The organism is Faecalibacterium sp. An58 (assembly GCF_002161515.1).
Taxonomy (GTDB): domain Bacteria; phylum Bacillota; class Clostridia; order Oscillospirales; family Ruminococcaceae; genus Faecalibacterium; species Faecalibacterium avium.
On sequence record NZ_NFHX01000007.1, the window covers coordinates 11812 to 24455 of the forward strand.

Below are 12644 nucleotides of genomic sequence, written 5' to 3' on the forward strand. Positions count from 1 at the left end.
TTGAGCGAAGTTTGGAAAGTGAGGAAATCAAATGAGCAATCCCTCTCAGGCGAACGTCGAGCTGATGAAGTTTGACGGCAAGCCCTCCTGGGCCGCCGCCTTCCCCCAGGCCATGCAGCACGTGCTGGCCATGCTGATCGGCAACATCACCCCGCCCATGCTGATCGCAGGCACCTGCGGTTTGTCGGCGGAGGAGAAGATCATGCTGACCCAGGCCGCCATGATCATCGGCGGCATCACCACTCTGCTGCAGCTGTTCCCGGTGTTCGGCTTCGGCATGAAGCTGCCCAACGTCATGGGCGTGGCCTTTGCCTATATGCCCATCCTGACCATCATCGGCCAGCAGTACGGCATTGCGGCCATCTTTGGCTCCCAGCTGGTGGCCGGTTTCGTGTCCATCTTTGTGGGTATGTTCATCGGCCATATCCGCCGGTTCTTCCCGCCCATCGTCAGCGGCACGGTGGTCATGAGCATCGGCCTGTCGCTGTACAAGACAGCCATCAGCTACATTGGCGGCGGCAGCGCCGCCCAGACGAACGGCACCTTCGGCTCGCCCAAGTTCTGGCTGCTGGCCATCCTGACGCTGGTGGTCACCCTGGCCTGCAACTTCTTTGGCAAGGGTCTGCTCAAGGCGTCCGGTATGCTGATCGGCATCGTGGTGGGCTACTGCGCCGCCCTGGCCATGGGAGGCGTGGTCAGCTTTGCAGACCTGCAGGCTGCCTCCTGGTTCGCTCTGCCCCGGCCTTTCTACTTTGGGCTGGAGTTCCACTTTGACGCCATCATCATGATGATCCTGATGTATATGGTGCAGGCGGTGCAGACCATCGGTGACGTGTCCTCCACCGCCATCGGCGGCTTTGGCCGGCAGTGCACCGACCAGGAGCTGGGCGGCGCCATCAAGGGCCAGGGCCTCTGCGGCATGATCGGCGCGGTGATCGGCGGCCTGCCCACCGACCCTTACAGCCAGAATGTGGGCCTGATCTGCACCACCAAGGTGGTGGCCCGGCGCGTGTTCGCCATGGTGGGCGTCATCATGCTGGCAGCAGGCATTTTCCCCAAGTTCAGCGGCCTGATGGCCACCATCCCCCAGCCGGTGCTGGGCGGCGCCACGGTCACCGTGTTTGCGGCCATCACCATGTCGGGCATCCAGCTGCTGAATGAGCAGCCTCTGAATTACCGCAACCGGATGATCGTGGGCATCGCGCTGGCCATTGGTCTTGGCATCGACGCTGCCCCCGATATCCTGCAGTTCGTGCCCCAGCTGGCGCGCAATATCTTTGGCAGCAGCCTGGTGGTGTCCTTCCTGATCGTGTTCGTGCTGAACCTGATCATCCCCCAGGACGATACCCCCGCAGACTGATCCAACAACAGACAAAAGCCGGACCCCGCAAGGGGCCCGGCTTTTTGGTTTTCAGCGTATGGGTCAGGCGAACAGCACCCAGAAATAGATGTAAGCGGGGATGATGGCGGCCAGAGTGAAGGGGATGCCGATGCGGCAGAAGTCGCTGGTCTTGACCTCATACCCGGCGCGGCGCAGGATGCCGATGCCGGTGATGTTGGCCGACGCGCCGATGGGGGTGCAGTTGCCGCCCAGAGTAGCGCCGGACAGCAGGCCGAAATACAGCAATGTGGGGTCGATGCCCAGGCCCGCCGCCAGGCTGGTGACCACCGGCAGCATGGTGGCAACATAGGGGATGTTGTCGATGAAGGCCGAGAACAGCACCGAAGCCCACACGATGACGGTGTAGATCACAAAGACGTTGCCCCCGCCCATATGGGCCAGCAGGTTGGCGGCTGCGTCCACCACGCCCATGTGGGTGATGCCGCCGATGACCAGGAACAGGCCGAACAGCAGGCCGATGGTCTCAAAGTCGATGGCCTTGAGAGGGCCGGTGACGGCGGCGGTGTCCTTCTTTTTGAAGTAGTTGTACACAAGACCAATGGCCATCAGGGACAGGCAGATCAGGCCGTTGGTGATATCGGGCTTGTTCGGGATGAAGGAGGCCGAGATCAGCAGCACGATCATGCCCACCAAAAGTACGGTGGGGACATAGTCGGTGACCGGGGTCAGGTTGCCGCTCTTGGGGATGGCGCCCTTTTCTTTGCGGAACAGGAACGCCAGGATGCAGGCCGAAGCCACGGCGCCCAGCTCCACCGCCCAGAAGATGCCGGGGCGGCCCTTATAAAAGAAGAAGTCCAGGAAGCTCATGTTGGCATAGGAACCCAGCATGATGGCGGTGGTGTCGCCCACCAGAGTGGCTGCGCCCTGGAGGTTGGAGGACACCGCGATGCCGATGATGAAGGGCACGGGGTTGGTCTTGAGCTTTTTGCAGATCTCCATGGCGATGGGGGCCACCATCAGCACGGTGGCCACGTTGTCCACAAAGGCCGAGATGATGCCCGCAAAGAGGGCCAGTGCCACGGCGGCCATCTGTACATTGGGCACCTTGGCCATGATCATGTCCGCCAGACGGGCGGGCATTTTGCTGTCGATGAACAGCTGCACCAGCCCCATGGTGCCGGCGATCATCATCAGGACGTTGAAGTCGATGGCCCCCAGGATCTGGTCCAGGGGCAGCATGCCGGTGAGGATGAACACCAGCGCAGAGCCAAGGGCAATGTATGGCCTGTACTTGCTGAAGGTGAGCATCAGCACATAGGTGACGGCAAAGAGGATCAGGGCGTATAGCATGGGTGAGATCAACTCGCTTTCCGGCCCGAGGGCCAATGTTTGGTGTGCGTGGTAGTATAGGATACTTACCATGGTACAATGAAAGAACCGAAATGTCAAATCAAATCGGCGGCCCTATCGTTCTCATGGGCCGAAAAGAACGGCATAGCGCGGCTTGAGCGCCTGCGGGGCGGCGCGTATCACCTTGATGCCTCCCTTGCAGCCCGGCGGGCCCCAGATGGCAAAGCAGATGCTCTCCCACAGGGCGGCCCGGGCGGCGGTGGAGCGGCGGTCCCCGGCGGGGAGATAGGCGGGCAGGTCGGCCTTGAGAGCCAGCAGGGCGTCCAGGCTGGCGGTGCTGGCGGCCAGCTTGGCAAAGGTGGGACCGGGCCGCAGCCGCCCGGCTGCCTGCACCCCGCGCACCAGCACCGGCAAAACCTCGGGGACGAAGCCGGTCTGGGCGATCAGCGTGTGGAGGAACTTTTCCACCAGATGGGCCTGGGCCGGACCGCACAAAGCCAGATGGTCACAGGCCAGTGGCCAGTATTGGGGACTGGCCAGAGCCAGGGCAAACACCGCAAAGGCGCCGGGCACAGCCTGGGGGAGGTTGGTGTACTGGGCTTTGGGCCGGGCCGCCAGCCGGGCATAGGTCTGGATGGCCGGGTGCAGGGCGGGATACCGCGCCGCACAGGCGAACAGCTGGTTGACGCCCTTTTTGGGCAGGCCGGGCAGGTAGTCCCTGGCAGGACCGCGGTACTCGATGGCATAGCTGTGGGGGAAGCAGGGCTGCTGCACCACACGGCACAGATAGTCCAAAGCCTCGGCATAGGCGGCCGGGCTGTCCTCTTTGACCAGAAGGCGGATGGAGGCCATGGCGTCGTTGGCGCAGGCGGTCAGCCGGGGCGTTTTGCAGCGCTGCAGGTCGGAGGGCAGCTGGCCGGTGCCCTGCTCCTTCAGCTGCTGCGCAAGGCCGGGGCAGAGCGCTGCCGCCAGCTGAAAGACGCTGCACTGGGGCAGAGGCCCGCCCGAACCATAGACCATATGGCACACCGCCACATAGCACCCGAACCGCAGCAGGGGCTCTGAGACGGGCTGGTCCGGCTGGGCGTACCGCCGCAGGATCTGCTGTTCTACAAATTTGTCCAAAGGGAAGGCAAGCTCCCGCCAGGCGGTCAGCTGCCGCAGGGCGCTGCAAAGATCCATCGCTTCCGAACAGGGAAAGTCCAGGGGGTCCGCCCCGGTCAGGTAGCGCTCCAGCAGCTGCCCGGGGGTGAAGCAGCAGCCGCCGCCGGGGGCGTACACGGCGGGCGGCAGGGCGCTGGCGTCGGCCTGGGCGGCGCCTGCCAGCACCGCCTGGATGCACAGATCCGCCTGGCGCTGCACATCGGGGGAAAAGGGGCTCTTGGCAGGGGTCAGGGGACGGGGCTCGTCGGAATGGGTCATGGTGGGATCCCTCCTTATGCAAAACGCCCCGCGCCGCCCCGCCGGCAGGGCAGGGAAGGGCGCAGGGCGCAAAAAGACCGCAGGATGCCCGCCGGCATCCATGCCGGCAGACCGGACAGAGAAAACAGGACGAACGTGGATTTCATGGCGGGCCTCATGGAACGAAACAGAAAAGGGCGGCGGACGATCGGACAGCTTTGCAGTTATTATAGCACAAATTGTCCAAAAAGTCCCGCCTGTATGGCATCTGTGGGCCGGAAAGAAGGACAGGGGCAAAAGGGGCCTGCGCCATTGCGCCCGGAGGCCGGGCTGTGCTATAATGAAGCGGAAAAGCCGCCGCCCAGGCTGCGGCCCGGCGGAACGGCCATCCTTTGCAGACGGAACAAGGAGGACGGGCAATGAAGGACAAGACATTGGATGTGGTGGCTCTGGGAGAGCTGCTGATCGATTTCACCCAGAACGGGCTTTCGGAGCAGGGCAACCCCCTGTTTGAGGCAAACCCCGGCGGCGCGCCCTGCAACGTGCTGGCCATGCTGCGCAAGCTGGGCAAGCGCTGTGCCTTTGTGGGCAAAGTGGGCCGGGACGGCTTTGGCCGCCAGCTGGCCCGGGTCGCGGAGGAGGCGGGCATTGACCTGCAGGGCCTGCGGTATGATCCCGACGTACACACCACCCTGGCCATCGTGCAGACCTTGCCCGGGGGCGACCGGGATTTCAGCTTTTACCGCAAGCCGGGGGCGGACGCCAACCTGACGGTGGAGGACCTGGACCAGGAGCTGATCCAGAGCTGCCGGATCTTCCACTTTGGCACCCTGTCTTTGACCGGGCAGCCCTGCCGCGCCGCCACCCAGAAGGCGGTGGCCCTGGCCAGGGAGGCGGGCGCTCTCATCTCCTTTGACCCCAATCTGCGGGAGCCTTTGTGGGACAGCCTGGAGGAGGCAAGGGAGCAGATCGCCTGGGGGCTGGCCCGGTGCGACATCCTCAAGATCTCCGACAACGAGCTGCTGTTCATGACCGGGCAGAGCGACTTTGAAAAGGGTGCGGCCATCCTGCAAAAGCAGTACCCCAACATCCGGCTGATGAACGTCACCGCCGGGGCGCAGGGCAGCTATTCCTTCTGCGGGGAGGCGCACACCTTCCAGCCCGGCTGCACTTTGGGCGGCGTCATCGAGACCACCGGGGCCGGGGATACCTTTTGCGCCAGCGTGCTGAACTTTGTGCTGGAGCATGGCATCGAGGGTCTGACTCGGCCGGACCTCGACCAGATGCTCCGCTTCGCCAACGCCGCGGCCTACCTGGTCACCACCAAAAAGGGCGCCATCCGCTCGATGCCCGAACCCGAACAGGTGGAGGAGACCATGGCCAAAGCCTATCCGAACCCGTGATCCTGCGGGACTGGACGCTCCGATCAAAGAGAAAAACAGGGAACGGCATCCGCTGCCCGGGTGGGGCGGGATGCCGTTCCCTGTTGTTTTTGGCCGGGACGGCGCTTTTCAGGACGTCTGGTCCGGAGGGTCGGGGACCACGGTACTGACGATTTGGGTGCGGGACCAGCGCTCATAATAGAGGGGTTTGCGCAGCAAAGCCAGCACCAGGGCAAAGAACAGCCCGAACAGGTATCCGCCGGTCAAAAGGGTGCGCAGCACCGGGGCGGCCAGCGCGCCCACATGGCTGGCATCGGACCAGGCCAGAAGGAGCGCATCGAGCAGGAAGGGCAGTCCCCACACGCCTGCCAGCAGCAGGCCGTAGCGCAGAGGGTATTGGTACCAGCTGGCTTTCTGGCCGCCGGTGCGCAGGATGCGGGTGCGGGTCAGGCGCTTGCCGGGGGTCTGGCCGCCCATCAGAAGGGGCATCAGGCTGAAATAGCCCCACAGGAACAGGGGCAGCCACCGGGCGGGCAGGGCCTGGCCCAAAACCAGCGCCGACACCATAAAGAACAGGGGGCTGGCGACGGCGGCGCAGGCGCAGTCCACCAGAAAGGAGAAGGCCCGCCGCGCCAGGGATACCGAAGCGCCCCGGCGCAGGCTGGTGGCGTCCAGCTCCTGGCGGCTGGGCAAAAGGCGTCCCACAGGGCCGGCCAGGGCCCAGCCTGCCATGCTGCCCGCCGTGTTGACCAGCAGGTCATCCACATCGAACAGGCGGTAGCTGCCGGGATAGATGAAGTACAGCCCGCTGAGCTGGGTCAGCTCGAAAAAGAGGGTGAGGGCAAAGGAAAGCCCCAGGGCCTTTTTCCAGCCGCAGCAAAAGTAGTACCGCAGGTAGACGCCGAAAGGCAGGGTCATGAAAAAGTTGTAGAAGGTGACCCAGAACGTGCTGCTGTCCAGGATGGAAGGCCAGGTGGCGGGCTGGGTCAGCGCCGCGCCGGACTGCTGGGCGATCTCCCTGACGAACCAGAAGGGGATCAGCTGGGCCTGCCGCCCCTGCAGCGCGGCGGCCTCCTGAGGAGAGGGCAGGGGAAGGATCACCAGACAGTAGACGCACAGCAGATACAGGATGAACGAGTAGACGATCAGCACACGGAGGCTGAGCACCGACCCGTATTTGTGGTAATTGAACGCGATATAGGGGATGGTGAACAGCACGACGATGATGGGATAGATCACCGCCGCCTGCCCGAGCACCTGGATGTATGGATTCATAGGCCCCTGCCTCCTGTTGCAGTGTCAGGCCCGGGGGCCCGCGGCTTCATTGTAGCACCGGCCCGGGCCGCTTGTAAAGGGGAGGGATTGCAGCTGCCGGAGCCTTTGTGTTATAATAACGGCGTAACAAGAACCGCCCGGGCCGGGCTGCCTGAGCAAAGGAGGGGTGTTGTCGTGGCGACACAGGACAAGAAAGAACTGCCGGCCTGCCCGGTGGAGACGACCCTGATGCTGATCGGGAACAATATGTGTCCCGTCCATCCGCACATGTCGGCTGGACGGGACTTTTTTGACAGTCTGTTTGACGTTGTGTGGCCGTGTCACCGCCGGGGGTGGTCCTGGGCCAGCTGGCATTGCAGTTTGTGGCGCAGGTAGTCCAGGCGGGCCAGCTGTTTTTCCTCAAAGTGGATCTGCTCCAGTACGGCGGCGCGGCGGCGCTCCAGCATCGAAAGACAGGCCTGGCAGCCGCAGTCCCGGGTCAGCTGTCCCATATAGGCTTCCACCTCGTCCAGGGTGAAGCCGATGTCCTGGAGGGTCATCATCAGGCTCAGGCGCTCCAGGTCCTGGTCGCTCCAGTGATCCAGCGCCCCGGGTCCGTAGACCCGCCGGTAGGCATCCAGCAGCGAAGGCGGGATATGATAGCAGCCGCAGGCTTTTTGGATATCCATGGGCGTTTCCTCCTTGCAGCCTCTATTGTAGGCCGCAAAGAGCCGGATGTCTAATACTTATTCCGTATGGACGGGCATACCCGCTCTGCATCTTTCAGACGCCGGCGGGCTGCGTCCCGGCGGTTTGCGCCCCGGCGGACTGGATGTGCAGATGGAACTCGTTGACCAGGGGCGAAAAGACCTGGTCTTTTTTCCAGGCCAGGACCACCCCGCTCTCCATGGCGGGGGCCAGGGGCACAAAGCGCAGCTGGTCGGACAGGTTGCCCAGATCAAAGCCCATGGCGATGCCCACCCCGTTTTCCACCATGTTGACGGCGTTCAGCATCAAATTGAAGGTGCCGGCCACTTCCAGATGGTTCCACTGGTCCCCGAACCAGCTCTCCAGCTCGGTGACCACCTGATAACGGCTGCTCATCAGAAGGGGCCAGGGAGCCAGGTCCTGGGGCGTCACCCCGTCCAGCTGGGCCAGGGGACTGTCTTTGGGCACCAGCACCCCCCACCGGTCCCGCTGGGGCAGACGGAGAAAGGCGTAGCGGCCGATCTCCACCGGCTCCACCAGCAGCCCCATGTCCAGCAGGCCGTTTTCCAACCGCTCCTTGATGTCGTCGGCGTTGGCGCTGTGGATCCGGAACCGCACCTGGGGGTGCAGCGCCCGGAAGGAGCGCACCTGCGCCGACAAGAAATTCATCCCCCGGGTCTCGCCGGCCCCGATGGAGATCTCTCCCGACAGCTCGGCGCCCCGGCGCGCAAATTCCTGCTCGGTCTTTTCGGCCAGTTCCACGATCTCCTGGGCCCGGCGGCGCAGCAGCATACCGTCCTCGGTGAGGACGATGCGGTATTGGCTGCGGCGGAACAGCTTGCCCCCCAGCTCCTCCTCCAGCTGCATCAGCTGGCGGGACAGGGTGGGCTGGGTCAGATGCAGCAGGGCCGCCGCCCGGGTGATGTTCTCCTCCCGTGCCACCGCAAGAAAGTAACGCAATACACGCAGTTCCATACCATCCCTCCTGTCACAAGAGTACCACATCCCGGCCCAAAAGAAAAGGGGCAGGGTGGATCTGTTGGCCCAGCGCATTGTGTTTGCGCGGCAAATCATGTATAATAAAAGAGAAAATGCACACCCGGTGCGCTGCACCGACAAACACAGGAAGGTCTTCATGAACGATCTGCAAAATGCCCCGGTATCGCCCGCCCCGGCGGGGCGCAGCACCTTGCTGGTGGTGGATGACGATGCCATCAACTGCGGCATCCTGGAACATATCTTTTCACCCTATTACAACATCGGCATGGCCCACGACGGCCAGGCCGGGCTGGACTATATCCTGGAGCGGCAGGACAGCCTCTGCGCCGTGCTGCTAGATGTGGTGATGCCCCGGATGGACGGCCTGCAGGTGCTGCGCCAGCTGGCTGCCCGGGGCCTGCCCGAGCGCATCCCGGTCTTTCTCATCACGGCGGAAGCCAGCGGCAGCGTGATGAAAGAAGCCTATGAACTGGGGGTCATGGACGTCATCGGCAAGCCCATCACCCCCTATGTGGTGCTGCGGCGGGTCCAGTCGGTGGTGGAACTGTTCCAGGGCCGCCAGCGGCTGCGCAATGTGGTCCAGCTGCAAAAAGCCGACCTGCTGGCCCAGGCCCAGCAGATCATTGAGCTGAACAGGGGGATGATCGAGGCTCTGGCGGCCGCCATCGAGTTCCGCAGCGAGGAGTCGGGGGACCATGTCCGCCGCATCCACGATATCACCCTCCACCTGCTGGCCCACACGCCCCTGGGCCGGGGTCTGAGCGATGACGTCATCGAGGCGATCGCCCTGGCTTCCATCATGCACGACGTGGGCAAGATCGCTGTGCCCGACAGCATCCTGAACAAGCCCGGCCGCCTGACGGCCGAGGAGTTCGAGATCATGAAGGGGCACACCGTCCAGGGCGCCCGCCTGCTGGAACAGATCCCCCAGCTGCGGGCCAACGGCGCTTATCCCTATGCATGGGACATCGCCCGCCACCACCACGAGCGGTGGGACGGCCGGGGCTACCCCGACGGGCTGAAGGGGCCGGATATCTCGCTGGCGGCGCAGGTGGTATCGCTGGCCGATGTCTACGACGCGCTCAGCTGCAAGCGGGTGTACAAGGACGCTTTTCCGCGGGAGGAAGTGCTGCGGATGATCCGGACAGGGGCGTGCGGCTGCTTCAACCCCTGGCTGCTGGAATGCTTTTTCGGCGTGGAGGAGCAGCTTAGCAGGATGTATCGGAAAGAAACGCTTTGATCGGAGGAGGAATGCCGGATGGATAGGGAGCAGATGGAAAAGCTTGCGGCGGCAGGCATCAACGCGGTGGACGCGATGGAGCGGTTTATGGGCAGCGATGCGCTGTACAAAAAATACATGGAGATGTTTGTGCAGGACCGCACCTATTTCGACCTGTGCCGGGCGGTCAGCACCGGAGACTGGCGGCAGGCCCAGGATGCCTCCCATACCCTCAAGGGGATCTGCGGCAATTTGTCCATGACCGTGCTGTACAAGCTGTTCAGCAGCCAGGTGACCCTGCTGCGGGAGGGCCGCAGCGACGAGGCGGCCGCCCTCATGCCCCAGATCGACGACGCCTATGCCAAAGCGGTGCAGGCGGCGGTCCAGATGAGGACCTGGTGAGATGAAGGGACGCTACGACTGGCGCGGCGTGGTCAAAAAGCTGCGCTATTACATCGCGGCCACCGTCATCCTGCTGGCGGCGGGGGTGGTGTTCGCTCTGTTCCTGCGGCGGGTGCTGCTGCAAAATTACCAGACCCTGGAGACTTCGGTGGCCCACAACTATGCCGCAGAGGTGGACGGGGACCTGAACGCCTACCAGGCCCTGTTGTCTCTGGGAGCCGACGGCGTGGAAGCCCGCATCCAGGAAGGGGAGGACCAGCAGCAGGTGCTGGCCTGGGTCCAGCGGTTCCACCAGCGGCTGACCCAGATCTTTGGGGACGATATGCTGGACACCTATGTGGTGTACGAGGGCCAGATCCTGGCCGCCAACCCCTGGCCGGAGGACACGGGATACGATCACACCGCCGCCGGGTGGTATCAGCAGGCCATGGCCGCAGAAGGCCAGGTGATCTTTACCGACATCTACACCGACACGGTGTCCGGCCGGGATGTGATCACGGTGGCCAAAAAATGCTGGGACTGCGACGCGGTGATGGCCGTCGATATCTTCCCCGAAAACCTGGCCATCGACCTGGAGGGTCTGCCGGTGCTGGAGCGGGCCTCGGTCTATCTTTGCGACGGCAGCAACCATCTGATCTATGCCCGCAGCGCGGTGGATTACAGCGACAGCGACTTCCCGGATTATCTGAACCGGATGCTGCAGGCCATCGACCAGGGCTACTTTGACCGCTACGACTCCTTCGTCACCGACATTGAAGGAGCCCGCCGCGGGGTGTACCATGCCACCACCGCCAGCGGCTGGCGGGTGATCATCACGGTGCCGGTGGACGCCATGCTGGCCAACCTGCGCCAGTTCTATCTTCTGTTCGGGCTGATCATGCTGGCGTGGATCGCGGGCTTTGTGGTGGTGGTCTGGCGCAACCTGCGGCTGGACGCGCTGGTGTCCCGCACCAGCGAGACTGTGCAGGTGCTCAGCAATTCGTATTACGGGCTGTTCCGCATCAACTATGCCCAGAACACCTACGAGATGATCAAGGGCTCGGCCTATGCCCGGCGGCGCCTGGCGAGCACCGGCAGCTACGACCAGTTTTTGCAGGTGATCGGGGACGTGATGGAGCCGGACACCAACGCCGACTTCCGCAACAGCTTCTCGCTGGCCAGCATCCGGGACCTGGTGGCAGGCAACATCCGGGACTACGGCGGCGACTTTCTGGGCAAATATGAGACAGGGGACCGGTGGATCAACGTGCGGGTCCTGTTCGACGAGACCCTGGCCCCCGAGGAGGCGGTGCTCTGCTTCCGAGAGGTGGACCAGGACAAGCGCCGCCAGCTGCAGGAGCACAAGCTGCTGGAGGAAGCCCTGGCCAACGCCCGCAAGAGCGAAAAGGCCAAGCAGGCTTTCTTCAACAGTATGTCCCACGATATGCGCACCCCCCTCAACGCCATTCTGGGCCTGCTGGATCTGGCCCGCCAGCACGCCGAACAGCCGGACAAGGTGCGGGAATACCTGGACAAGATCGGCTATTCCGGCCGGCAGCTGCTGGATCTGGTGAATGACATCCTGGATATGTCCCGGATGGAGCAGGGCAAGGTGGTGCTGGACAACCAGGCCTTTGACCTGGCCCAGTGCATCCAGGCCTGCACCGACTCGTTCAAGCCGCAGGCCGCCCGGGAGCACAAGGCCTATACCGTCACCTGCCAGATCCAGGAGGCCCATGTGATGGGGGATGCCAGCCGCATCACCCAGATCCTCAACAATCTCCTTTCCAACGCCTTTAAGTTCACCACCGAGGGGGACAGCGTCTCGGTGTCGGTGCGGCAGATGGGCGGCCCGCCCACCCCGCAGTACCAGATCGTGGTGCAGGACACCGGCGTGGGGATGTCGGAGGAGTTCCAGACCCAGCTGTTCGAGCCCTACGCCCGGGAGACCCGCTTTTTCTCCCGTCAGGTGGTGGGTACCGGACTGGGGATGCCCATTGTCAAGAGCCTGGTCACCCAGATGAGCGGCCAGATCTATGTGGAGAGCAAACTGGGCCAGGGCACCACGTTCACCATCACGGTGCCCTTCATCACGGCGGACGCCGAGGAGGAGAGCCGCCAGCAGCGCCAGCAGCTGCCGGCCGGGGCCTTTTCGCTGGAGGGCAAGCGGATCTTGCTGGCAGAGGACAATATGCTGAACATGGAGATCGCCACCGAAGTGCTGACCATGCACAGCCTGGAAGTGCGCCAGGCGTGGAATGGCCGGGAGGCGGTGGAGGCCTTCCAGGCGTCGGAACCCTTTGAGATCGACGCCATCCTGATGGATATGCAGATGCCCCAGATGGACGGCTGTGAGGCCGCCCGCACCATCCGTGCGCTGGACCGTCCCGACGCGGCGACGGTGCCCATCATTGCGGTGACAGCCAACGCCTTTGCAGAGGACATCGCCGCCACCACAGCCGCCGGCATGGATGCCCATATCTCCAAGCCCATCGACTTCAAGGCGCTGTGTTCCACCCTGGAAAATCTGCTGCGCACCCCCCGGGCGCCCGGCAAGGACGGACAGCCCCCGCATCCTTGACTTTTTCAAAATTCAGGAGGACCGTAT

The 12644-nt window shown here is 63.6% G+C and carries 10 protein-coding genes; 5 read left to right on the plus strand and 5 right to left on the minus strand.

The features are described 5' to 3' along the window. Positions 1 to 31: 31 nt before the first annotated feature. On the plus strand, positions 32 to 1360 hold the full coding sequence (locus tag B5G12_RS06665; protein ID WP_087230256.1) for a uracil-xanthine permease family protein: 1329 nt from the start codon (positions 32 to 34) through the stop codon (positions 1358 to 1360). A 63-nt stretch (positions 1361 to 1423) separates the two neighbouring features. Here the strand turns inward: B5G12_RS06665 and B5G12_RS06670 are convergent, their stop codons facing one another. Next, on the minus strand, positions 1424 to 2704 hold the full coding sequence (locus B5G12_RS06670; protein WP_343286623.1) for an ArsB/NhaD family transporter: 1281 nt from the start codon (positions 2702 to 2704) through the stop codon (positions 1424 to 1426). Between the two features lie 111 nt (positions 2705 to 2815). Next, positions 2816 to 4114 (minus strand): DUF6138 family protein, encoded by a 1299-nt coding sequence (locus B5G12_RS06675; RefSeq protein WP_087324350.1) that lies wholly within the window; start codon positions 4112 to 4114, stop codon positions 2816 to 2818. A gap of 398 nt (positions 4115 to 4512) precedes the next feature. Here B5G12_RS06675 and B5G12_RS06680 point away from each other — a divergent pair, with 398 nt between their 5' ends. Further along, the gene (locus B5G12_RS06680) at positions 4513 to 5496 is read left to right on the plus strand and encodes a carbohydrate kinase family protein (RefSeq protein ID WP_087230247.1); all 984 of its coding nucleotides are present in this window, start codon (positions 4513 to 4515) and stop codon (positions 5494 to 5496) included. A 108-nt stretch (positions 5497 to 5604) separates the two neighbouring features. On the opposite strand, the gene B5G12_RS06685 is transcribed toward B5G12_RS06680, so the two are convergent. The 3 genes from B5G12_RS06685 to B5G12_RS06695 form a co-directional block, all read right to left on the minus strand. Beyond that, positions 5605 to 6750 carry a VanZ family protein gene (locus B5G12_RS06685; protein ID WP_087230243.1) on the minus strand — a complete coding sequence of 382 codons (1146 nt, stop codon included), beginning with the start codon at positions 6748 to 6750 and terminating at the stop codon, positions 5605 to 5607. A 320-nt stretch (positions 6751 to 7070) separates the two neighbouring features. Continuing rightward, positions 7071 to 7418 carry a MerR family DNA-binding protein gene (locus B5G12_RS06690; protein WP_087324351.1) on the minus strand — a complete coding sequence of 116 codons (348 nt, stop codon included), beginning with the start codon at positions 7416 to 7418 and terminating at the stop codon, positions 7071 to 7073. 94 nt (positions 7419 to 7512) lie between these two features. Beyond that, on the minus strand, positions 7513 to 8412 hold the full coding sequence (locus B5G12_RS06695) for a LysR family transcriptional regulator (RefSeq protein WP_087324352.1): 900 nt from the start codon (positions 8410 to 8412) through the stop codon (positions 7513 to 7515). Between the two features lie 160 nt (positions 8413 to 8572). Between B5G12_RS06695 and B5G12_RS06700 the strand changes: the two genes are divergently transcribed. From B5G12_RS06700 to B5G12_RS06710, 3 genes are read left to right on the plus strand one after another with little or no spacing between them, the layout of a single operon-like run. Next, the gene (locus B5G12_RS06700) at positions 8573 to 9676 is read left to right on the plus strand and encodes an HD domain-containing phosphohydrolase (RefSeq protein ID WP_087324404.1); all 1104 of its coding nucleotides are present in this window, start codon (positions 8573 to 8575) and stop codon (positions 9674 to 9676) included. Between the two features lie 18 nt (positions 9677 to 9694). Further along, entirely contained in the window at positions 9695 to 10057 is a 363-nt protein-coding gene (locus B5G12_RS06705; RefSeq protein ID WP_087230234.1) for an Hpt domain-containing protein, read from the plus strand. A 1-nt stretch (position 10058) separates the two neighbouring features. Next, on the plus strand, positions 10059 to 12617 hold the full coding sequence (locus B5G12_RS06710; RefSeq protein WP_087324353.1) for a hybrid sensor histidine kinase/response regulator: 2559 nt from the start codon (positions 10059 to 10061) through the stop codon (positions 12615 to 12617). Positions 12618 to 12644 lie beyond the last annotated feature (27 nt).